Source organism: Pseudomonas oryzihabitans (assembly GCF_006384975.1).
In the GTDB taxonomy this organism is placed as follows: Bacteria; Pseudomonadota; Gammaproteobacteria; order Pseudomonadales; family Pseudomonadaceae; genus Chryseomonas; species Chryseomonas psychrotolerans_B.
This window is the reverse complement of the sequence record NZ_CP021645.1, coordinates 2,621,646-2,642,964: the sequence shown is the minus strand read 5'-3', so window position 1 is coordinate 2,642,964 and position 21,319 is coordinate 2,621,646. Positions and strand designations below refer to the sequence as shown.

Below are 21,319 nucleotides of genomic sequence, written 5' to 3'. Positions count from 1 at the left end.
TGGCGGTCTCTAACGCCTTTAGGACCCCGCTCTAGGCGCACCTGTATATGGATGAACAACCCTCGCTGTCCGCTCTTCCGACCCCCGAAGAGAATCTTCTGGCGCTCCTGCATTCGCGGGCTGAGGCCGACCGCCTGCGCGACCGCGAACAGCTCTTCAGCGCCCTTCTGGAAAGCGTCAACGCGGTGCTCTGGGCCCTGGACTGGCGCACCCGCCAGATCATCTACGTCAGCCCCGCCTACGCCCAGATCTTTGGCCGCTCCCAGTCCCTGGTACTGAGCGACTACAGCACCTGGCTCAACAACATCTATCCCGACGACCTCGAATACGCCCAGCGTACCCTGGAGCAGGTGATCGAGCAGGGCGCCATCGAATCGCGCGAGTACCGCATCATTCGCGCCGATGGCGAAATCCGTTGGCTCAGCGACAAGTGTTTCGTTAGCCAGCGCAGCGAAGCGGGCATGCCGCTGCTGGTGGTGGGCATCGCCGAAGACATCACCGACAAGAAACGCATGGAGGAAGAGTTGCAGCGGCTGGCTACCACCGATGTGCTGACCCGCAGCAGCAATCGCCGGCATTTCTTCGAGAGCGCGCAACGCGCCTTCGAGTTCGCCCAGAGTGAAGGGGAGCCGCTGGCTTTCCTGCTGCTCGATATCGATGATTTCAAGAAGATCAACGACCGCTTCGGTCACCAGATGGGCGATCAGGTGTTGCAGCGTGTTGCCGAGTGTGGTGTTCAGACGACCCGTCGTGGCGACCTCTTCGGACGCATCGGCGGCGAGGAATTCGCACTGCTGCTGCCCGGCTGTGATGCCGACCTCGCGCTACAGATCGGAAGCCGTCTACAGCGGGCGGTACGCCAGCTCGCCGTGCCCACGACCGACGGTCCACTCAAAGTAACCATCAGTCAGGGTTTAGCCGTGCTGCGGGAGGGGGATATGTCGCTGGATACCCTGTATGTACGCGCAGACGAAGCTATGTACCAGGCTAAACGTCAGGGTAAAGATCAGATCGTTCACGGCTAGACGAAATGCTTTTTTGCAATTAGCTTTCGCAACGTGGAAGACAGTGGCGGGGGGACTGTGCTCTAGGTCGTGTTTCAAAAAGTCGATCAGGCACAGAAAAATTCCTCAAATTGAAACAAAAGCCCTCTAGCTTTCCCTTCCGCATAGCCCGTCGGGCATATCACCAGCAGGCGCTGACACCTCTGGTGGCTGCATAACAACGATTCACCCCTGGAGCACATATGGTCAAGAAGCCCTTGGTAGTCGCGGTCTCCGCGGCTTGCCTGAACCTGTCCCTGATTGCCGCATCCCACGCTGCCGGTTTCGTTGAAGACAGCAAAGCGACCCTCAGTCTGCGCAACTTCTATTACAACAACGACAACCGCAACGAGGCTTCCTACGCTGCGCGTAACCCCTCCAAGGTAGAAGAGTGGGGTCAGGGTTTCCTGCTGAACTATCAGTCGGGCTTCACCCAGGGCACCGTTGGTTTCGGCGTCGACGCCGTTGGCATGCTGGGCCTGCGCCTCGACGGCAGCGGCCATGCCGGTCGCTCCACCAACTCCAACCAGCCGGGCACCATGTTCCCGCGTGATACGGACAACAGCTCCGTGCACGAATTCTCCAGCGTTGGCGCCACCGCCAAGATGAAGATCTCCGAAACCGAGTTCCGCTACGGCACCCTGATGCCCAAGCTGCCGGTCGCGGTCTACAACGATGGTCGTCTGCTGCCCCAGACTTATCAGGGCGCCCAGGTCACGTCCAAGGACATCAAGGACCTGACCCTGACCGCCGGCCAATTGCAGAGCGCGAAGAACCGCAACTCCACTGATCAGGACCAACTGTCCATCGCCGGCTCCAATAGCGGCGCCACTGCGCGTGACAGCAACAAGTTCAACTTCATTGGCGGTGACTACAAGGTCACCAAAGACCTGACCCTGCAGTACTACTTCGGTCAGCTGGAAGATTTCTACAACCAGCACTTCCTGGGTTTGACCCACAACGTCAAGCTGGGCGACGGTACCTTCAAGACCGACCTGCGCTATTTCAACAGCAAGGGTAACGGCGACAACAAGGACGCCGACACCCAGGGCGCCCTGTATGGCGCTTCTGGCTACTATGGCGCTGGCCGTACCCGTGGCGAAGTGGATAACCGTCTCTACAGCGGCCTGTTTACCTACTCCATCTACGGTCACACCCTGGGCCTGGGTTACCAGAGCACCAATGGCAAGAGCAACTTCCCGTATCTGAACGAGGCTGGTGGCGCTTCGACCTACACCATCACCGATATCCAGATCAACAACTTCACCCGTTCCGGCGAAGACACCTGGCAGGCTCGCTACTCCTATGACTTCGGTCAGCTGGGCGCGAAAGGCCTGACCGCTGGTGTCATCTACCAGCGTGGCGACAACATCCGTACCGCTGCCGGTGACTCCATGGAGTGGGAGCGCGATCTGACCGTCAGCTACGTCATTCCGGAAGGCCAGCTGAAAGGTCTGGGCTTCACCTGGCGTAACGCGATGTACCGTACCGATCTGCCGGCTGCCAGCCAGCGTGATCAGGACGAGAACCGTCTGATCGTCAGCTACACCCTGCCGCTGCTCTAAGCCGCGTCCAGGTCAAGAAAAAGCCCGTCGCAAGACGGGCTTTTTCATTGCCGCAGAAAAAACTCAGCGACCGGTCGGCTGCTGCTGGGTGATGCAGTGGATATTGCCGCCGCCCAGCAGGATCTCGCGACCGGGTACCTGGACCACCTCGTGCTCCGGGAAGCAGGCCTGCAGGGTGCGCAGGGCCTCGGCATCCTCGGGGACATCGAAGGTCGGGGCGATGATGCCGCCGTTGACGATCAGGAAGTTGACGTAGGAGGCCGCCAGGCGCTCGCCGGCGCGGCGGGGCTGGGTACCCAGGCAGGCATCCACGTCGCGGCACTCTTCCTCGCTGGAGAACAGCGGGCCCGGTGTAACGATGCGATGCACCTTGAAGGCACGGCCACGGGCATCAGTCTCGCGCTCAAGCACGGCGAGGGCTTCGCGGCAGCGGCTGTAGTTGGGGTCCGTTTCGTCGTCGCACCAGCTCAGCAGAACCTCGCCGGGACGCACGTAGCAGCAGAAGTTGTCCACGTGGCCATTGGTCTCGTCGTTGTAGAGGCCGTGGGGCAACCAGATGACCTTGTCCACCGCCAGGTAGTCGCTGAGGTAGCGCTCGATCTGCTGGCGATCCAGATGCGGATTGCGGTTGGCGTTGAGCAGGCATTCCTCGGTGGTGATCAGGGTGCCTTCGCCGTCCACGTGGATGGAGCCGCCTTCCAGAACGAAATCGGGGGTGCGGTAACCCGGCAGGTTCTCGATGGCCAGGATCTTGCCGGCGACCTGGTCATCGCGTTGCCAGGGGAAGTAGAGACCGCCGTCCAGGCCGCCCCAGGCATTGAAGCTCCAGTCGACGCCGCGCACGCCACCCTGGCCGTCGCTGACGAAGGTCGGGCCGGTGTCGCGACACCAGGCGTCATCGTTGCTGATCTCCACTACCCGGATGTTCGGGTGCTGCAGGCGCGCGCGGGCATTCTCGTATTGGCCGGCCGAAGCGCCGATGGTGACCGGCTCGAAGCGGGCGATGGCCTGGGCGACCGCGGTGAAGGCTGCCTGGGCGGGTTTGCCGCCCAGGCGCCAGTTGTCCGGGCGCTCGGGCCAGACCATCCAGATCTGGCGCTGGTCGGCCCATTCGGCCGGCATGTGGAAGCCGTCGGCGCGCGGCGTGGTGAGGGTGGTCATGGGCAAGGCTCTCCGTCCAGAGTCTTCGTGGGCTGAAAAGGGAAAGGCCGGCAAGACGCCTCGGGTGCGAACACGCGAGGGCTGCGGCGAGTACAAGGATGATTCGTGATGCGCAGTCTATCTCCTATGGGGCTAGGAGCGTCAGGCGAGCAAGTGGCCCTTAGGGCGATCGGTGCCTGGCGGAGACAATGGCCGACCGGTGCGGAACCGGTCGGCAGGCCCTGCTTACACGGTATGCAGGTACCAGTTGTACTCGAGGTCGGAGATGGAGTGCTCGAACTCCTCCAGCTCGTGCTCCTTGCAGGCGACGAAGATGTCGATGTACTTGGGATCTATGTACTCCGCCATCACCGAGCTGTCGTCCAGGTAGCGCAGGGCGTCGCGCAGGTTGTTCGGCAGGCTCTGCTCGTGCTGCTCGTAGGAGTTGCCCTCGGTGACCGGACCGGGTTCGATCTGCCGGGTCAGGCCGTGGTGAACGCCAGCGAGGACGCCAGCCAGCAGCAAGTAGGGGTTGGCATCGGCGCCAGCCACCCGATGCTCGATACGGTGCGCTTCCGGCGTGCCGGTAGGGACACGCAGGGCGGTGGTGCGGTTGTCCAGGCCCCAGCTCGGTGCATTGGGCACGAAGAACTGCGAACCGAAGCGGCGGTAGCTGTTCACGTTGGGGCAGAGGAAGGCCATGCAGGCCGGTAGGGTCTCGAGCACACCGCCGATGGCGTGACGCAACGCGGCGTTCTGCTCGGGATCCTCGCCGGCGAAGATGTTGTGGCCGTCCTTGTCCAGCAGGGAAATGTGCACGTGCAAACCATTGCCCGCCTGGCCCGGATAGGGCTTGGCCATGAAGGTGGTGTCCATCTCATGGTCATAGGCGACGTTCTTGATCAGGCGCTTGAGCAGCACGGCGTAGTCGCAGGCCTTGATCGGATCGGCGACGTGGTTGAGGTTGACCTCGAACTGGGCCGGCGCGGATTCGGCGACGATGGCATCGGCCGGAATGCCCTGGGCGCGGGCGCCGTCGATGATGTCCTGCAGGCAGTCGGCGTATTCGTCCAGATCGTCCATGGAATAGACCTGGACCGACTGGGGCCGCTTGCCGGAGATGGGCGAGCGCGGTGGTTGCGGGCGGCCGTTGATGTTCTCCTGATCGATCAGATAGAACTCCAACTCGAAGGCGGCGCAGACGGTGAGGCCCAGTTCGTCGAAGCGTTGGACGACCTGGCGGAGGACTTCACGGGGGTCGGCGAAGAAGGGCTCGCCTTCCATCTCGTGCATGGTCATCAGCAGTTGCGCGGTGGGGCGCTTCTGCCAGGGCTCCATGGAGAGGGTGCCGGTGATGGGGAAGCAGACGCGGTCGGCGTCGCCGATGTCGAGCCCGAGGCCGGTGCTTTCGACGGTGGAGCCGGTGATATCGAGGGCGAAGAGCGAAGCGGGGAGGTTGATTCCTTTCTCGAAGACTTTGGGCAGATTGTTGCGCTCGATGCGTTTGCCACGCACCACGCCATTCATATCCGCAATCAGAAGATCGACGAACTGGACCTCAGGATGTTCCCTGAGGAAGTCGGTCGCTTCATCCAAACGAACGGCACGCGGGGGTACCGACATGATGAAACACCTTTGCTTTTGGCTGCGCTCGACAAAACGGTTAGCGCCTGACGCGCCTGTTTGCCCAGTGGGCCAACCGCAGTGAGGGCACGAGTGCCCGCTGTCGATCCGACAGCGACCTGAGAGTACGGTCTCGCCTGCGCTCCGACGCTTTGCCAGCGCCCCTGTTAAAAATATCAATCAGCGGAGTTACCACACTGGAGTCAATCCGAAAGGCAGGCCAAAGTCAACTGGAGGCAGGTGTGCCCGCGGGTGGTGCGAAGGTGCCTATTTTTGGCGCATTTGCTGGCCTGGAATAGGGTGCGTTTGGGCGAGTCTGTGCAGAATCTCGAAAGTTTTTGCCGGTGGTTGTGAAAAAAAACGAACAAGACTAGGCTCGGATGATCCCCGATCACCCCCGGTGTCCCATGCCTGCGCTGCCGCTCATCGGTGTTACAGCCTGTACCAAGCAACTCGGTCTGCATCCCTTTCACATCGCTGGCGACAAGTATTTGCGGGCCGTGGTGGAGGGGGCCGAGGGCATGCCCCTGGTGATTCCCGCCCTGGCCGAGCTGATTGCCACCGAGGCGCTGGTCGAGCGCCTCGACGGCCTGCTGTTCACCGGGTCGCCGTCCAATGTCGAGCCCCACCACTACCAGGGGACTCCCAGCGAGCCCGGTACCCTGCACGATGCCGCGCGCGATGCCGTGACCCTGCCGTTGCTGCGTGCAGCCGTGGCCGCCGGTGTTCCGGTACTGGGCATCTGCCGGGGTTTCCAAGAGATGAACGTGGCCTTCGGCGGCAGCCTGCACCAGAAGGTGCACGAAGCCGGCCCCTTCATGGATCACCGCGAGCGCGGCGAGACGCTGGAAGAGCACTACGGCTTGCACCACCCGGTCGAGGTCCAGCCTGGTGGCCTGTTCGAGGCGCTAGCGCTGCCGGCACGCTTCGAGGTGAATTCCATCCACGGCCAGGGTATCGACCGCCTCGCGCCTGGCCTGCGTGCCGAGGCGCTCGCCCCCGACGGCCTGATCGAGGCCGTCTCGGTCAAGGATGCCCGTACCTTCGCCTGCGGCGTGCAGTGGCACCCGGAATGGAAGGTGCGCAGCCATCCCGTGTACCTTGCCTTGTTCAAGGCGTTCGGCACCGCTTGCAAGGAGCGCGCTGCCGCTCGTTGAGGCTATCTATCCCGCTCGAACCTTCGAGGTCTTTATGAGCACCCCGCTTGACCGGCTGACCGCCTGGTTGAAAGAACGCAAGATCACGGAAGTGGAATGCCTGGTCGCCGACCTGACCGGCATCGCCCGCGGCAAGATTTCTCCCACCGCCAAGTTCCTCAATGAAAAGGGCATGCGCCTGCCGGAGAGCGTGCTCCTGCAGAGCGTGACCGGCGACTACGTCGACGACGACATCTACTACGAGTTGCTCGATCCGGCCGATATCGACATGCACTGCCGGCCGGACGACCGCGCGGTGTTCCTGGTGCCCTGGGCACTGGAGCCCACCGCCCTGGTGATCCACGACACCTACGACAAGCGCGGCATTCCCATCGAGCTGTCGCCGCGCAATCTGCTCAAGAAGGTACTCAAACTCTATGCCGAGCGCGGCTGGCAGCCCATCGTCGCGCCGGAGATGGAGTTCTACCTGACCAAGCGCAGCGACGACCCGGACTACCCCTTGCAGCCGCCGGTGGGGCGCTCGGGTCGCCAGGAGACCGGGCGACAGTCCTTTTCCATCGATGCCGCCAACGAATTCGACCCGCTGTTCGAAGACATGTACGACTGGTGCGAGGCCCAGGAACTGGATCTGGATACCCTGATCCACGAGGAAGGCACCGCCCAGATGGAGATCAATTTCCGGCATGGCGATCCGTTGCACCTGGCCGACCAGATCTTCGTCTTCAAGCGGACCCTGCGCGAAGCGGCGCTCAAGCACAACGTGACCGCCACCTTCATGGCCAAGCCCATGACCGGCGAGCCGGGCAGTGCCATGCACCTGCACCAGAGCGTGGTGGACCTCAAGACCGGCAAGACGGTGTTTTCCAATCCCGACGGCAGCATGAGCGAGTTGTTCCTGCACCACATTGGCGGCTTGCAGAAGTACATCCCCGAGGCCTTGCCGCTGTTCGCGCCCAACGTCAATTCCTTCCGCCGCTTCCTGCCCGATACCTCGGCGCCGGTGAACGTGGAGTGGGGTGAGGAGAACCGTACCGTCGGCCTGCGGGTGCCGGAATCCGATCCGCAGAATCGCCGGGTGGAGAATCGCCTGGCCGGTGCCGATGCCAACCCCTATCTGGCTCTCGCGGCCAGCCTGCTGTGCGGCTACCTGGGCATGGTGGAAGGCGTCGAGCCGAGCGCGCCGGTACAGGGGCGTGGCTACGAGCGGCGCAACCTGCGTCTGCCGCTGACCCTGGAAGCGGCCCTGGAGCGCATGGAGCAGTCGGCGACCCTGGAACGCTATCTGGGCAATCGCTTCACCCGCGGCTACGTCGCGGTGAAGCGCGCCGAACACGAGAATTACAAGCGCGTGATCAGTTCGTGGGAGCGGGAATTCCTGCTGCTCAGCGTCTGAGCGCGATCCGAGGAGAGGCTTCGTGACTACCTTTACCACCGCCCATTGGCAGGATCTGAGTCGTCGGCATCTGTTGGCGCCCTTCACCGACTACCGCCAGCTCAACGAAAAGGGCGCGCGCATCATCACCAAGGCCGCTGGCGTTCACCTCTGGGACAGCGACGGCCAGCGCATCCTCGACGGCATGGCCGGGCTGTGGTGCGTCAACGTCGGCTATGGCCGCGAGGAACTGGTGGAGGCCGCCAGCCGGCAGATGCGCGAGCTGCCCTACTACAACCTGTTCTTCCAGACCGCCCACCCGCCGGCGCTGGAGCTGGCCAAGGCCATCGCCGAACTGGCACCGGAAGGAATGAACCACGTCTTCTTCACCGGCTCGGGCTCGGAAGCCAACGACACCGTACTGCGTCTGGTGCGCCATTATTGGGCGATCAAGGGCCAGCCGGAGAAGCGGGTGGTCATCGGCCGCTGGAATGGCTACCACGGCTCGACCATGGCGGGTGCCAGTCTGGGCGGCATGGCGGCGATGCACGAGCAGGGTGGCCTGCTCCCCGACATCGTGCACATCCCGCAGCCCTACTGGTTCGGCGAAGGCGGCGAGAAGAGTCCGGAGGAATTCGGCATCTGGGCGGCCGATCAGCTGGAGCGAAAGATCCTCGAAGTCGGCGAGGAGCGGGTCGCCGCCTTCATCGCCGAGCCGATCCAGGGCGCCGGTGGTGTGATCATTCCGCCCGAAAGCTACTGGCCGCGGGTACGCCAGATCCTCGCCAAGTACGACATCCTGTTCATCGCCGACGAGGTCATCTGCGGCTTCGGCCGGACCGGCGAGTGGTTCGGCAGCCAGTACTACGGCAATACCCCGGATCTGATGCCCATCGCCAAGGGCCTCACCTCCGGCTACGTGCCCATGGGCGGCGTGGTGGTGCGCGACGAAGTGGTCAAGGTGCTGGACGAGGGCGGCGAGTTCTATCACGGCTTCACCTATTCCGGGCATCCGGTGGCCGCCGCCGTGGCGCTGGAGAACATCCGCATCCTGCGTGACGAAGGCATCGTCGACCGCGTCCGCAGCAGCACGGCACCCTATTTGCATAAACGCTGGGCGGAGCTGGCCGACCATCCCTTGGTGGGCGAGACCCGCGGTGTTGGCATGGTTGCCGCGCTGGAGCTGGTACGCGACAAGCAGACGCGAGCGCGCTACGAAGGTGGCGCCGGCATGCTCTGCCGCGAGCACTGCTTCCGCAATGGTCTGGTGATGCGGGCGGTGGGCGATACCATGATCATCGCGCCCCCTCTGGTCATCACCCACGAGTCCATCGACGAGCTGGTCACCTTGGCTCGCCGGAGTCTCGATCAGACCTACGAGGTGCTGCGCGGACGTGGCTGATGGCCCGCAAGGCTTGAGCCGAGCGGCGGACCTTGCCAGACTGCGCGCGGGCGCTGGCCGCGCACCGAAACAAAAGACCACACGATGACTTGAGGAGCACCACCGCATGAAAGTTTTCGGCAAGACTCTGCTGGCCCTAAGCCTGGCCGGCCTGTTCGCTGGCCAGGCATTGGCGGCTGATCCCAAGGTTCTGCACGTCTACAACTGGAACGACTACATCGCCCCCGACACCATCGCCAACTTCGAGAAGGAGTCGGGGATCAAGGTGGTCTACGACGTCTACGACAGTAACGAGACCCTGGAAGCCAAGTTGCTCGCCGGTCACTCGGGCTATGACGTGGTGGTGCCGTCCAACTCCTTCCTGGCCAAGCAGATCAAGGCCGGCGTCTACCAGCCGCTGGACAAGTCCAAGCTGTCCAACTACGGCAACCTGGACCCGCAGCTGATGAAGACCCTGGAAGTCAGCGACCCGGGCAACAAGTACGCCATTCCCTACCTGTGGGGCACCATCGGCATCGGCTACAACCCGGCCAAGGTCAAGGCTGCGCTGGGCGACAACGCCCCGGTGGATTCCTGGGACCTGATCTTCAAGCCCGAGAACCTGTCCAAGCTCAAGGGCTGTGGTGTCGCCATGCTGGACTCGCCCACCGAGATCATCCCGGCCGGCCTGCACTACCTCGGCTACAAGCCGGATAGCCAGGATCCCAAGGAGATCAAGGCCGCCGAAGCGCTGTTCCTCAAGATCCGTCCGTACGTCACCTATTTCCACAGCTCCAAGTACATCTCGGACCTGGCCAACGGCAACATCTGCGTGGCCGTCGGTTACTCCGGCGACATCGCCCAGGCCAAGGCCCGCGCGGCCGACGCCAAGAACGGCGTGACCGTGGCCTACAACATTCCCAAGGAAGGCGCCGGTACCTTCTTCGACACCATGGCCATTCCGAAGGATGCCGAGAATCCTGAGGGCGCGCTCAAGTTCATTAACTACATCATGGAGCCCAAGGTGATCGCCGCGATCACCGACTACGTGCAGTATCCCAACGGCAACAAGGCGGCGACCCCGCTGGTGGCCGAAGAGATCCGCACCAATCCGGGCATCTACCCGACCGCGGAAACCATGGGCAAGCTGTACGCCTTCCCGGATCTTCCGGCCAAGACCCAGCGTCTGATGACCCGTACCTGGACCACCATCAAGTCCGGCAAGTGATGTCTGCCGCCGCGTGCGGATGAAAGGACGGCACGCCGGAGACCCCTCCGGCGTGCCGTACGTCTGTATGGACCGCTGAAAAAGGCGTCAGCACCGATGCCCATCAAGTAAAGGAGCCGCCTGTGCCTTCGTTGCGTAAAACCCTGCTGGCCGTGACCACCTTGACCGTCATGGGCACTGCCATTGCCGAGCCGACGGTTCGTGTCTACAACTGGAGCGATTACGTCGGCGAGACCACGCTGGAGGACTTCCAGAAGGCTACCGGCATCACGCCGGTCTACGATGTCTTCGACTCCAACGAGACCCTCGAGGGCAAGCTGCTGGCCGGGCATACCGGATACGACGTGGTGGTGCCTTCGAGCAACTTCCTGGCCAAGCAGATCAAGGCAGGCGCCTTCCAGAAACTGGACAAGAGCCAGTTGCCGAACTGGCAGAATCTCGATCCGGCGCTGCTCAAGCAGCTGGGAAAAAGCGATCCGGGCAACCAGTACGGCGTGCCTTACCTGTGGGGTACCAACGGGATCGGGTACAATGTCGACAAGGTCAAGGCCGCCCTGGGCACCGACAAGCTCGATTCCTGGGCCATCCTGTTCGAACCCGAGAACCTCAAGAAACTGAGCAAGTGCGGTGTCTCCTTCATGGATTCGCCCGATGAGGTCTATCCGGCGGTATTGCAGTACCTGGGGCTCGACCCCAACAGCACCAACCCTGACGACTACAAGAAGGCCGAGGCGCAACTGCTCAAGGTCCGGCCGTACATCACCTATTTCCATTCCTCCAAGTACATCTCGGACCTTGCCAACGGCAACATCTGCGTGGCCTTCGGTTATTCCGGCGATGTCTTTCAGGCGCGTTCGCGTGCCGAGGAAGCGAAGAAGGGCGTCAACATCGGCTATGCGATTCCCAAGGAGGGCGCGAACCTCTGGTTCGACCTCCTGGCCATCCCCAAGGATGCGCAGAACGTGAAGGAGGCCCATGCCTTCATCAACTATCTGCTGCGGCCCGAGGTGATCGCCAAGGTCAGTGATTACGTCGGCTACGCCAACCCCAATCCCAAGGCGGGCGAGTTGATGAATGCCGAGTTGCGGCAGGACGAAACCGTCTATCCGCCACCCGCGGTGATGGACAAGCTGTACGTCATGAAGGAGCTGCCCCCGCAGATCCTGCGCCTGGAGACCCGTAGCTGGACGCGGGTCAAGTCCGGCAAATAACCAACGCTAAGCGGACCGGCCCGGCCGGTCCCCCGATTTTCCTGGGGAGATGTACATGGCGACTGCCACCAGTGCCTTCAAGAAAGCCGCCACCGGCGACAAGAAAGCCAAGGAAGTCCTGGTCAAGATCGACCGGGTCACCAAGAAATTCGACGAAACCGTCGCGGTCGACGACGTCTCCCTGACCATCAACAAGGGCGAGATCTTCGCCTTGCTCGGCGGCTCCGGCTCGGGCAAGTCGACCTTGCTGCGCATGCTGGCCGGCTTCGAGCGGCCCACCGAAGGGCGCATCTTCCTCGATGGGGTGGACATCACCGACATGCCGCCCTACGAGCGGCCGATCAACATGATGTTCCAGTCCTATGCGCTGTTCCCGCACATGAGCGTGGAGCAGAACATCGCCTTCGGCCTCAAGCAGGACAAGCTGCCCAAGGCCGAGATCGACGCCCGGGTGGCCGAGATGCTCAAGCTGGTGCACATGACCCAGTACGCCAAGCGCAAGCCGCACCAGCTCTCCGGTGGCCAGCGCCAGCGGGTGGCCCTGGCACGTTCCCTGGCCAAGCGGCCCAAGCTGCTCTTGCTCGACGAACCCATGGGTGCCCTGGACAAGAAGCTGCGCTCGCAGATGCAGCTGGAGCTGGTGGAGATCATCGAGCGCGTGGGCGTGACCTGCGTGATGGTGACCCACGACCAGGAAGAGGCCATGACCATGGCCGAGCGCATCGCCATCATGCACCTGGGCTGGATCGCCCAGGTGGGCAGCCCCATGGACATCTACGAGACCCCGGCGAGCCGGCTGGTCTGCGAGTTCATCGGCAGCGTGAATATCTTCGACGGCGAGCTGCTGGAGGATTGGGAAGGCTGGGCAACCATTGCCAGCCCACAACTCGAGCGGCCCATCTATGTCGGCCACGGTATCAGCACCCGGGCCCAGGACAAGCGCGTGACCTATGCCCTGCGCCCGGAAAAGTTGCTGATGGCCAGTAAGTTGCCCGAAGACCACGAGCATCCCGACTACAACTGGGCCAGCGGCACCGTGCACGACATCGCCTATCTGGGCGGGCACTCGGTCTACTACGTCAAGCTCACGTCCGGGCAGATCGTCCAGTGCTTCATTGCCAACGCCGAGCGGCATGGCAAGCGGCCGACCTGGGACGACTCCGTGGTGGTGTATTGGGAAGACGACAGCGGCGTGGTACTGCAAGCATGACCAAACCTCCCTTGCTCAAGCGCCTGCTGGACGGCCGCCGCCTGACCATCGGCGTGCCCTTCGTCTGGCTGTTCCTGTTCTTCCTGCTGCCGTTCCTGATCGTGCTCAAGATCAGTTTCTCGCTGGCGGACGTGGCCATCCCGCCCTATACCGAGCTGTTCAGCTACGCCGACCAACAGTTGAACATTGCGCTCAACTTCGGCAACTACCTGATGTTCACCGGCGATCCGCTGTATCTGGACGCCTATCTCGGCTCGCTGAAGATAGCCGGCATCAGCACCCTGATCTGCCTGCTGATCGGCTATCCCATGGCCTATGCCATCGCCCGGGCCAGTCGTGAAAAGCAGACGGTGTTGCTGCTGCTGATCATGATGCCGACCTGGACAGCGATTCTGATCCGCGTCTATGCCTGGATGGGGCTGCTCTCCACCAACGGCCTGATCAATAGCTTCCTGATGAGCCTGGGCGTCATCAGCAGTCCGCTGCAGATGCTCAACACCAACTTCGCGGTGTACCTGGGCATCGTCTATTCCTACCTGCCGTTCATGATCCTGCCGCTGTTCGCCAACCTGGTGAAGCACGACCTGACCCTGCTGGAAGCCGCAGCGGACCTGGGTGCCAGCCGCTTCACCAGCTTCTGGAAGATCACCGTGCCGCTGTCGAAGAACGGCATCATCGCCGGCTGCATGCTGGTGTTCATCCCGGCGGTGGGCGAGTTCGTCATTCCCGAGCTGCTCGGGGGCCCGGAAACCCTGATGATCGGCCGGGTGCTCTGGCAGGAATTCTTCAACAACCGCGACTGGCCGGTGGCGTCCGCCCTGGCGGTGTTGATGCTGCTGATCCTCATCGTGCCCATCGTGCTGTTCAACCGCAACCAGGCTAAAGAGCTGGAGGGCAAGCTATGAGAGGCCTCAAGTTCACCAACCTGATGCTGGTGCTCGGGCTGCTGTTCATCTACTTGCCGATGGTCATCCTGGTCATCTACTCCTTCAACGAGTCGCGCCTGGTGACCGTCTGGGGTGGCTGGTCGGTGAAGTGGTACGTCGGCCTGGTGGACAACAGCCAGCTGATGGGTGCCGTGTTCCGCTCCCTGGAAATCGCCTTCTACACGGCCATCTCCTCGGTGATCCTGGGTACCCTGGCGGCTTTCGTGCTGACCCGTATCCCGCGCTTTCGCGGTCGCACCCTGTTCGGTGGCATGGTTACGGCGCCGCTGGTGATGCCCGAGGTGATCACCGGTCTGTCGCTGCTGCTGCTGTTCGTCTCCATGGCGCAACTGATCGGCTGGCCGCAGGATCGCGGCGTGGCCACCATCTGGATTGCCCACACCAGCTTCTGCTCGTCCTATGTGGCGGTGGTGGTGTCGGCGCGCCTGCGCGAGCTGGACCTGTCCATCGAGGAAGCGGCCATGGACCTGGGGGCGCGGCCGTGGAAGGTGTTCCTGTTGATCACCATTCCCATGATCGCCCCCTCGCTGGCAGCCGGCGGCATGATGTCCTTCGCCCTGTCGCTGGACGACCTGGTGCTGGCGAGCTTCGTCTCCGGCCCCGGCTCGACCACCCTGCCGATGGAGGTGTTCTCGGCGGTGCGGCTGGGCGTGAAGCCGGAGATCAACGCCATCGCCAGCCTCATCCTGCTGGCGGTCTCGCTGTTCACCTTCTTCGCCTGGTACTTCACCCGGCGCGCCGAGAAGAAGCGCCTGCAAGGGCTGCAGGAAGCCATGGATGCCACGGCTTCGGAGATCACCCAGCGCGACCGCGAAACGGCGACCCTCACGGCACCCCCCGCCAACAGCTGAGCGGCTTTCATCCCCTCTCCCTTTGGGAGAGGGCTAGGGTGAGGGCCATTGCAGGTACTGCACGGAACTGTACTGCAGCGGTTCGTAGCCGTCTCTGGCCAGCAGCTCAGGAGCCTTTCATCCCCTTTCCCACTGGGAGAGGGTTAGGGTGAGGGCCGTTGTTTGCTAAAATTCGAAGCACTGCAACGCAACGAATAAGCGGCCCCATGAAACAGTACCTCGACCTGATGCGCCATGTGCGCGAACACGGCACCTTCAAGAGCGACCGCACCGGCACTGGCACCTACAGCGTGTTCGGCTACCAGATGAGATTCGACCTGGCCGAGGGCTTTCCGCTGGTCACCACCAAGAAGTGCCACCTCAGATCCATCATCCATGAATTGCTGTGGTTCCTGCAGGGCGATACCAACATCCGCTACCTGAAGGAAAACGGCGTCTCCATCTGGGACGAATGGGCCGATGAGAACGGCGAGCTGGGTCCGGTCTACGGCTACCAGTGGCGCAGCTGGCCGGCACCGGATGGCCGGCACATCGACCAGATCGCCGGGGTGGTGGACATGATCCGCGCCAAGCCCGATTCGCGCCGGCTGATCGTCTCGGCCTGGAATCCGGCGCTGGTGGACGAGATGGCCCTGCCGCCGTGCCATGCGCTGTTCCAGTTCTATGTGGCCGACGGTCGCCTGAGCTGCCAGCTGTACCAGCGTTCCGCCGACATCTTCCTCGGGGTGCCCTTCAATATCGCCAGCTATGCGCTGCTGACCCTGATGGTGGCCCAGGTGACCGGCCTGCAACCCGGCGAATTCATCTGGACCGGTGGCGACTGCCATCTCTACGCCAACCATCTGGAGCAGACCGATCTGCAACTGACGCGCGAGCCGCTGCCGTTGCCGACCATGAAGCTCAATCCAGAGGTGCAGGACCTGTTCGCCTTCCGTTTCGAGGACTTCGAGCTGGAAGGCTACCAGGCCCATCCGCACATCAAGGCACCGGTCGCGGTCTGAGACGGCGGTCGAGGCGCTCAGGCGCTATGGCTGGGCGCCAGCACCTCGTCCACCAACTGTTCGGGCGACTTGCGCACGTCCAGTACCTGGGCTTCGAGATGGTCGGGCGCTTCCAGGGTATCGAGTTGGCTTTGCAGCAGCTTGGGATCGAAGAAGTGCCCGCGGCGGCTGCCGATGCGCTCGGCCAACAGCTCCGGTGAGCCCTTGAGAAACAGCAGGCGGACGCCTTCGAGGCCGTTCAGCAGGCGGTCGCGATAGACTTTTTTCAGCGCCGAGCAGGCGAACACCCGGGTCGTGCCCTCGGCCTGGGCCTGCTGCATGGCGTCGTGGATGGCATCCAGCCAAGGCCAACGATCCTCGTCGGTGAGGGCGATGCCGCGCGCCATCTTGTCCTTGTTGGCCTGGCTGTGAAAGGTGTCGGCATCGTCGAAGCGACAGCCCAGTCGGTTGGCGAGCTTTTCACCCAGGGTGGTCTTGCCACTGCCCGAGACACCCATTATCAGATAGATCATCGCCGGTACTCCGCGTGAGGATTCGCTTCGTTATAGAGTCTCTAGAGCGGCGTTTGCTCCGGGGTCAGGCGACTGCTCCAGGTCGCGCCAATCGAGGCCGCGATGATGCAGGCCAGGGCGAACCACTGGGCGATGCCGAGGATCTCGCCGAGGAATACCCAGCCGGAGAGAGCGCCCAGCGCGGGTTCCAGGCTCATCAGCGTACCGAAGGTCGCGGCCGGCAGGCGGGTCAGGGCCATCATTTCCAAGGCATAGGGCAGGGCGGTGGACAGCAGCGCCAGCCCCAGGGCCAGCGGCCAGATTTCTGGTTTCAACAGGTTGCTGCCGCTGTGCACGATGCCCAGGGGCAGGATCACCAGGGCGCCGATGGTGGCACCCAGGGCCACGGTAGCGGTGCCATGCACCGCACCGGCACGCTTGCCCAGCACGATGTACAGCGCCCAGCAGGCGCCGGCGCCCAAGGCCAGGGCCGTGCCCAGCGGGTCCAGGGCCGAAGCGTTGTGGCCGAAGGGCAGCAGCACCGCCAGCCCGGCGATCACCAGAGCGATCCACAGCAGATCCAGCCAGCGGCGCAGCGCGCACAGCGCCACCACCAGCGGGCCGACGAACTCCAGGCCCACGGCGATACCGATCGGCAGGCGCTGCATGGCCAGGTAGATACTCAGGTTCATCACGCCCATGGCAACGCCATAGCCCACCAGACTGCCCAGGGCTTCGCGTCGGAAAGTACGCCAGGGGCGCAGCACGGCCAGCAAGACCAAGGCGGCGAAGATCAGCCGCAAGGTGGTGACGCCCACCGGATCGAGGCGCAAGAAGAGTGTCTTGGCGAGGCTGGCACTCGCCTGGATCGAGGTCATGGCGACCAGCAGCAGGGCGACGGCGAACAGTGGGGAGCGGGAAGACATCGGCAGGGCTCGACTAGCGGGCCCGCCAGCATAGGTCATCTCCCCGGGCACGCAAGGACGACGGCGACCTCAGCGTGTTTTGGAGCGCAGGTGAAGTTGCTCGGGGCTTTCACGATTCTCCCGTATCTGCTCGTGAAAGCGCTCCTGCTCATCGCGTTGGGCGGTCTGCACGCATTGTGCGTAGCCGGCGTCCCAGCCTTGCTGATAGGGCTTCTCCCCGGCGAAACGGCGTAGATCCTTGTGCACGTAGCCGATGCCGTTCACTGCCTGCTTGCCGGTCTGGCAGCCATCGCTGAAGCCATCGGCATAGGCGGGTGGATAACCCTGGGCGATCAATTGATCGTGGTAGCTGGCACAGGCCGTCAGCATGGACAGCAGGGCGGACAACAGAGCGATACGACGGAAGACAGCCATCGGGCCTCCTCACGGGATCCAACGACTGACCCCCATACCTACAGCTTAGCCAGCGTCCTGTGAGAAATTCGTCAAAAAACGCAGCCGTGGCAAATGGCCGACGGACGTCGCTGCAACCGCTTTCGGCGCGCTGACAAATTGCACGGCAGAGCGCCGCTCGCCTTGCCTACCTCGTCGAACCGGTCGCAGAATGCGGACACTGCTTGCATGCCTGACAAGGACTTACGATGCACGATCCCGTCGCGGCCGGTCTCCGGCTCGCTCCCGATGAGCTGACCCGCCCCTTCGCTCCCGAACAATTCTCCTTCACCGATACCGATCAGCTCGAACCCTTCCGCGGCATCCTGGGGCAGGAGCGCGCGGTGGAAGCCCTGCAGTTCGGGGTGGCCATGCCGCGGCCCGGCTACAACGTCTTCGTCATGGGCGAACCGGGCACCGGTCGTTTCTCCTTCGTCCAGCGCTATCTCAAGGCCGAAGCCAAGCGTCAGCCCACGCCGAACGACTGGGTCTACCTGAATCATTTCGACGAACCCCGTGCACCCAGCGTCCTGGAATTGCCGCCCGGCGAGGGCGAGGCCTTCGTGGCCGACATCGCCCATTTCATCGACAACCTGCTGGCCACCTTTCCGGCAGTGTTCGAGCATCCGGCCTTCCAGCAGAAGAAGAACGCCATCGAGCGCGCCTTCAACCAGCGCTACGACCAGGCGCTGGACGTGGTGGAAAAGCTCGCCCTGGAAAAGGAGATCGCCCTCTACCGCGATGCCAATAATGTCGCCTTCACCCCCATGAAGGACGGCAAGGCGCTGGATGAAGCCGAATTCGCCCAGTTGCCCGAGGCCGAGCGCGAGCGCTTCCACGCCGACATCTCCAGTCTCGAAGAGCAGCTCAACGAAGAGCTGTCGAGCCTGCCGCAATGGCGTCGGGAATCGAGCAACCAGCTACGGGCCCTGAACGAAGACACCATCATCCAGGCCCTGCAACCACTGCTGGCGCCGTTGTCGGAGAAGTACAACGACAACCCCGGCGTCTGCGCCTATCTGCAGGCCATGCAGGTGGACCTGCTCAAGACGGTGGTCGAGCAACTGGCCGACGACGCCAAGCCCGACATGCAAAGGCGCAAGGAGCTGCGCGAGCAGTACGAGCCCAATCTGATCATCGGCCACCACGCCACCGGCGGCGCGCCTGTGGTGTTCGAGCCCCATCCGACCTACGACAATCTCTTCGGTCGCATCGAATATCAGTCCGACCAGGGTGCGCTCTACACCAACTATCGGCAGCTGCGCCCGGGTGCCTTGCATCGCGCCAATGGCGGCTTCCTGATCGTCGAGGCGGAAAAGCTGCTGACCGAGCCCTTCGTCTGGGACGCTCTCAAGCGCGCGCTGCATTCGCGCCAACTGAAGATGGAATCGCCGCTGGCCGAACTGGGGCGGCTCACCGCCATGAGCCTGGCGCCGCAGCAGATCCCGCTGCAGCTCAAGGTCATCATCATCGGCTCGCGCAACATCTATTACACCCTGCAAGAGGTCGATTCGGACTTCCAAGAGATGTTCCGGGTCCTGGTGGACTTCGATGAAGAGCTGCCGCTGCGCGACGAAAGCCTCGAGCAATTCGCCCAGTTGCTCAAGACGCGCACCTCGGAGGAGGGCATGGCGCCCCTGACGTCCGCTGCCGTCGCCCGCCTGGCCACCTACAGCGCGCGGCTGGCCGAGCATCAGGGTCGGCTGTCGGCTCGTATCGGCGATCTGTTCCAACTGGTCAGCGAGGCCGATTTCATCCGCCAGCTGGCGGGGGACGAGCGCACCGACAAGGGCCACGTCGAGCGTGCCCTCAAGGCCAAGGAGACCCGTACCGGACGCGTCTGCGCCAGGGTGCTGGACGACATGCTCACCGGGCTCATCCTAATCGATACCCAGGGCGCGGCGGTGGGTAAGTGCAACGGCCTTACCGTGCTGGAGGTGGCCGATTCCGCCTTTGGCATGCCGGCGCGGATTTCCGCCACCGTCTATCCCGGGGCCAGCGGCATCCTCGACATCGAGCGCGAGGTCAGTCTCGGCCAGCCCATCCACTCCAAGGGCGTGATGATCCTCACCGGCTACCTCGGCAGTCGCTATGCCCAGGAATTCCCGCTGTCGATCTCGGCCAGCATCGCCTTGGAGCAATCCTACGGCTATGTCGACGGCGACAGTGCCTCCCTGGGTGAGGCCTGCACCCTGATCTCCGCGCTGTCGCGCACCCCGCTCAAGCAATGCTTCGCCATCACGGGCTCCATCAACCAGTTTGGCGAGGTGCAGCCGGTCGGTGGCGTGAACGAGAAGATCGAAGGCTTCTTCCGTCTCTGCCAGGCCCGTGGCCTCACCGGCGAGCAGGGCGTCATCATTCCGCGCGCCAACGTGACCAACCTGATGCTCGACGAAACCGTGCTGGAAGCGGTGCGTGCAGGGCTGTTCCATGTCTATGCCGTCCGTCAGGCAGACGAGGCCCTGTCGTTGCTGGTCGGCGAGCCGGCCGGCGCACCCGACGCCCGTGGCCGCTTCCCCGAGGGCAGTGTCAACGCGCGGGTGGTGCAGCGTCTCAAGGACATTGCCGAGCTCGAACTGGAAGATGAACTGGCTGACAAACTCAGTGATAACTCCAAGGCAAAAGCCAAAAACAACGAAACGGAGCAGAACTGAGTCCCAGGGGGCAGGTCGGATTTTGTACAAGGCGCTGCAGCCCAAGCAGCACGGCGCCCAGACCCGCTTGCCCCCTGTTGACCAACAGAGTTGTCCACAGCTTGTGTGGATACCTCTGGCCTTAGGACCGGTGAGTATCGAGCGCTTCGAGAGGATGACGCCATGTCCCGCACTATCACCCTGATCCGTCCCTGCCTGGGCCTCGTCACCCGCATCGAATGCGAGATCAAGCCGCTCGGTCAGGAGCAGGGTCTGTGGACGCTGCTGTGCGCCGCTGGTCTCAACGGCCAGCAGCCAACTGCCATCAAGGCCCAGGGCCCCTTCCACGGACCCAAGGCCGCCGAGGGCGTCATGACCGCCATCGCCGAGAACCTGGTCGAGCAAGGCTACATCCAGGTCGAAGAAACCCAGATCTGGCGCCTGCACATGCAGAGCGAGCTGCGCAAGATGAACGGTGAACGCGCCCATCATCAGGTGCGTTTCCAGGTCGGTCCCGACGCCTGACGACAAGGCGTCGCATTGTCGTCGGTAATGGTGTAGGTATACTCGCGCGGCTGTCCTGAACCGAGCGAGTCTGCATGGAACGTCTGATCGAAAAAGTCCTTTACGCCTCCCGTTGGTTGCTGGCGCCCATCTATATGGGGCTGTCGCTGGCCCTGATCCTGCTGGCGCTCAAGTTCTTCCAGGAAGTCTTCCACGTCCTGCCGCATATCTTTGAATCCACTGAAGCCGAGCTGATCCTGCTGGTGCTGTCGCTCATCGACATGGCGCTGGTCGGTGGCCTGCTGGTCATGGTGATGATCTCCGGCTACGAGAACTTCGTCTCCCAACTGGATATCGACGAAGGCTCGGAAAAGCTCAGCTGGCTGGGCAAGATGGATTCGGGTTCGCTGAAGAACAAGGTGGCCGCGTCCATCGTCGCCATCTCCTCGATCCATCTGCTACGCATCTTCATGGATGCCCAGAACACCAATCCCGAATACCTGAAGTGGTACGTGATCATCCACCTGGTATTCGTGATATCGGCTTTCGCCATGGGTTATCTGGATCGCCTGACCAAGCATTGACGACAGAGCTCACCGCTCGT

General features: G+C 63.0%; 19 protein-coding genes. 14 read left to right on the top strand and 5 right to left on the bottom strand.

What is annotated here, in order from left to right; genetic code table 11:
• Window positions 1-47: 47 nt before the first annotated feature.
• Both CCZ28_RS11775 and CCZ28_RS11770 read left to right on the top strand, forming a co-directional pair.
• Complete coding sequence (locus CCZ28_RS11775; protein ID WP_140218217.1) at window positions 48-1,025, top strand: GGDEF domain-containing protein; 978 nt, start codon at window positions 48-50, stop codon at window positions 1,023-1,025.
• A gap of 221 nt (window positions 1,026-1,246) precedes the next feature.
• Window positions 1,247-2,608, top strand: a complete 1,362-nt coding sequence (locus tag CCZ28_RS11770) for an OprD family porin (protein ID WP_140218215.1) — start codon at window positions 1,247-1,249, stop codon at window positions 2,606-2,608.
• A gap of 63 nt (window positions 2,609-2,671) precedes the next feature.
• On the opposite strand, the gene aguA is transcribed toward CCZ28_RS11770, so the two are convergent.
• Both aguA and CCZ28_RS11760 read right to left on the bottom strand, forming a co-directional pair.
• Entirely contained in the window at window positions 2,672-3,769 is a 1,098-nt protein-coding gene (gene aguA / locus CCZ28_RS11765; protein WP_140218213.1) for an agmatine deiminase, read from the bottom strand.
• Between the two features lie 225 nt (window positions 3,770-3,994).
• Window positions 3,995-5,371 (bottom strand): glutamine synthetase family protein, encoded by a 1,377-nt coding sequence (locus CCZ28_RS11760; protein WP_140218211.1) that lies wholly within the window; start codon window positions 5,369-5,371, stop codon window positions 3,995-3,997.
• Window positions 5,372-5,778: 407 nt separating this feature from the next.
• On the opposite strand from CCZ28_RS11760, the gene CCZ28_RS11755 reads away from it, so the two are divergent.
• From CCZ28_RS11755 to CCZ28_RS11715, 9 genes are all read left to right on the top strand, one after another.
• The gene (locus CCZ28_RS11755; RefSeq protein ID WP_140218209.1) at window positions 5,779-6,528 is read left to right on the top strand and encodes a gamma-glutamyl-gamma-aminobutyrate hydrolase family protein; all 750 of its coding nucleotides are present in this window, start codon (window positions 5,779-5,781) and stop codon (window positions 6,526-6,528) included.
• Between the two features lie 34 nt (window positions 6,529-6,562).
• On the top strand, window positions 6,563-7,921 hold the full coding sequence (locus CCZ28_RS11750) for a glutamine synthetase family protein (protein ID WP_140218207.1): 1,359 nt from the start codon (window positions 6,563-6,565) through the stop codon (window positions 7,919-7,921).
• Window positions 7,922-7,943: 22 nt separating this feature from the next.
• Window positions 7,944-9,302 (top strand): aspartate aminotransferase family protein, encoded by a 1,359-nt coding sequence (locus CCZ28_RS11745; protein WP_140218205.1) that lies wholly within the window; start codon window positions 7,944-7,946, stop codon window positions 9,300-9,302.
• Between the two features lie 106 nt (window positions 9,303-9,408).
• Complete coding sequence (locus CCZ28_RS11740) at window positions 9,409-10,509, top strand: polyamine ABC transporter substrate-binding protein (RefSeq protein WP_140218203.1); 1,101 nt, start codon at window positions 9,409-9,411, stop codon at window positions 10,507-10,509.
• A 170-nt stretch (window positions 10,510-10,679) separates the two neighbouring features.
• Window positions 10,680-11,720: a polyamine ABC transporter substrate-binding protein gene (locus tag CCZ28_RS11735; protein WP_205894675.1), complete on the top strand. Its 1,041-nt coding sequence runs from the start codon at window positions 10,680-10,682 to the stop codon at window positions 11,718-11,720.
• A 55-nt stretch (window positions 11,721-11,775) separates the two neighbouring features.
• Window positions 11,776-12,930, top strand: coding sequence for a polyamine ABC transporter ATP-binding protein (gene potA / locus CCZ28_RS11730; RefSeq protein WP_140218199.1), 1,155 nt, complete (start codon window positions 11,776-11,778; stop codon window positions 12,928-12,930).
• The gene (locus CCZ28_RS11725; protein ID WP_058793478.1) at window positions 12,927-13,835 is read left to right on the top strand and encodes an ABC transporter permease subunit; all 909 of its coding nucleotides are present in this window, start codon (window positions 12,927-12,929) and stop codon (window positions 13,833-13,835) included. Before potA ends, CCZ28_RS11725 begins: the two co-directional genes overlap by 4 nt.
• Window positions 13,832-14,728 (top strand): ABC transporter permease subunit, encoded by an 897-nt coding sequence (locus tag CCZ28_RS11720; protein ID WP_140218197.1) that lies wholly within the window; start codon window positions 13,832-13,834, stop codon window positions 14,726-14,728. The genes CCZ28_RS11725 and CCZ28_RS11720 overlap by 4 nt, the downstream gene beginning before the upstream one ends.
• Before the next feature lie 206 nt (window positions 14,729-14,934).
• A complete protein-coding gene (locus tag CCZ28_RS11715) occupies window positions 14,935-15,729 on the top strand; it encodes a thymidylate synthase (RefSeq protein WP_140218195.1) in 795 nt (264 codons plus the stop codon).
• 17 nt (window positions 15,730-15,746) lie between these two features.
• On the opposite strand, the gene CCZ28_RS11710 is transcribed toward CCZ28_RS11715, so the two are convergent.
• The 3 genes from CCZ28_RS11710 to CCZ28_RS11700 all read right to left on the bottom strand — a co-directional run bounded on the left by CCZ28_RS11710 (window position 15,747) and on the right by CCZ28_RS11700 (window position 17,560).
• Window positions 15,747-16,241 (bottom strand): gluconokinase, encoded by a 495-nt coding sequence (locus tag CCZ28_RS11710; RefSeq protein WP_140218193.1) that lies wholly within the window; start codon window positions 16,239-16,241, stop codon window positions 15,747-15,749.
• A gap of 41 nt (window positions 16,242-16,282) precedes the next feature.
• Window positions 16,283-17,146, bottom strand: a complete 864-nt coding sequence (locus CCZ28_RS11705; protein WP_140218191.1) for an EamA family transporter — start codon at window positions 17,144-17,146, stop codon at window positions 16,283-16,285.
• Between the two features lie 69 nt (window positions 17,147-17,215).
• Window positions 17,216-17,560: a hypothetical protein gene (locus tag CCZ28_RS11700; RefSeq protein WP_140218189.1), complete on the bottom strand. Its 345-nt coding sequence runs from the start codon at window positions 17,558-17,560 to the stop codon at window positions 17,216-17,218.
• A 227-nt stretch (window positions 17,561-17,787) separates the two neighbouring features.
• On the opposite strand from CCZ28_RS11700, the gene CCZ28_RS11695 reads away from it, so the two are divergent.
• The 3 genes from CCZ28_RS11695 (at window position 17,788) to CCZ28_RS11685 (ending at window position 21,299) form a co-directional block, all read left to right on the top strand.
• The gene (locus tag CCZ28_RS11695; protein WP_140218187.1) at window positions 17,788-20,232 is read left to right on the top strand and encodes a Lon protease family protein; all 2,445 of its coding nucleotides are present in this window, start codon (window positions 17,788-17,790) and stop codon (window positions 20,230-20,232) included.
• A 162-nt stretch (window positions 20,233-20,394) separates the two neighbouring features.
• Window positions 20,395-20,736, top strand: coding sequence for a hypothetical protein (locus CCZ28_RS11690; protein ID WP_140218185.1), 342 nt, complete (start codon window positions 20,395-20,397; stop codon window positions 20,734-20,736).
• A gap of 74 nt (window positions 20,737-20,810) precedes the next feature.
• Window positions 20,811-21,299 carry a TIGR00645 family protein gene (locus tag CCZ28_RS11685; RefSeq protein WP_058760767.1) on the top strand — a complete coding sequence of 163 codons (489 nt, stop codon included), beginning with the start codon at window positions 20,811-20,813 and terminating at the stop codon, window positions 21,297-21,299.
• Window positions 21,300-21,319 lie beyond the last annotated feature (20 nt).

Coding starts and splice junctions, on each gene's coding strand:
- aguA (WP_140218213.1), bottom strand. CDS start 3,769: ATGACCACCCTCACCACGCCGCGCGCCGACGGCTTCCACATGCCGGCC.
- CCZ28_RS11690 (WP_140218185.1), top strand. CDS start 20,395: ATGTCCCGCACTATCACCCTGATCCGTCCCTGCCTGGGCCTCGTCACC.
- CCZ28_RS11755 (WP_140218209.1), top strand. CDS start 5,779: ATGCCTGCGCTGCCGCTCATCGGTGTTACAGCCTGTACCAAGCAACTC.
- CCZ28_RS11740 (WP_140218203.1), top strand. CDS start 9,409: ATGAAAGTTTTCGGCAAGACTCTGCTGGCCCTAAGCCTGGCCGGCCTG.
- CCZ28_RS11720 (WP_140218197.1), top strand. CDS start 13,832: ATGAGAGGCCTCAAGTTCACCAACCTGATGCTGGTGCTCGGGCTGCTG.
- CCZ28_RS11715 (WP_140218195.1), top strand. CDS start 14,935: ATGAAACAGTACCTCGACCTGATGCGCCATGTGCGCGAACACGGCACC.
- CCZ28_RS11735 (WP_205894675.1), top strand. CDS start 10,680: ATGGGCACTGCCATTGCCGAGCCGACGGTTCGTGTCTACAACTGGAGC.
- CCZ28_RS11725 (WP_058793478.1), top strand. CDS start 12,927: ATGACCAAACCTCCCTTGCTCAAGCGCCTGCTGGACGGCCGCCGCCTG.
- CCZ28_RS11750 (WP_140218207.1), top strand. CDS start 6,563: ATGAGCACCCCGCTTGACCGGCTGACCGCCTGGTTGAAAGAACGCAAG.
- CCZ28_RS11695 (WP_140218187.1), top strand. CDS start 17,788: ATGCACGATCCCGTCGCGGCCGGTCTCCGGCTCGCTCCCGATGAGCTG.
- potA (WP_140218199.1), top strand. CDS start 11,776: ATGGCGACTGCCACCAGTGCCTTCAAGAAAGCCGCCACCGGCGACAAG.
- CCZ28_RS11705 (WP_140218191.1), bottom strand. CDS start 17,146: ATGTCTTCCCGCTCCCCACTGTTCGCCGTCGCCCTGCTGCTGGTCGCC.
- CCZ28_RS11685 (WP_058760767.1), top strand. CDS start 20,811: ATGGAACGTCTGATCGAAAAAGTCCTTTACGCCTCCCGTTGGTTGCTG.
- CCZ28_RS11770 (WP_140218215.1), top strand. CDS start 1,247: ATGGTCAAGAAGCCCTTGGTAGTCGCGGTCTCCGCGGCTTGCCTGAAC.
- CCZ28_RS11700 (WP_140218189.1), bottom strand. CDS start 17,560: ATGGCTGTCTTCCGTCGTATCGCTCTGTTGTCCGCCCTGCTGTCCATG.
- CCZ28_RS11775 (WP_140218217.1), top strand. CDS start 48: ATGGATGAACAACCCTCGCTGTCCGCTCTTCCGACCCCCGAAGAGAAT.
- CCZ28_RS11760 (WP_140218211.1), bottom strand. CDS start 5,371: ATGTCGGTACCCCCGCGTGCCGTTCGTTTGGATGAAGCGACCGACTTC.
- CCZ28_RS11710 (WP_140218193.1), bottom strand. CDS start 16,241: ATGATCTATCTGATAATGGGTGTCTCGGGCAGTGGCAAGACCACCCTG.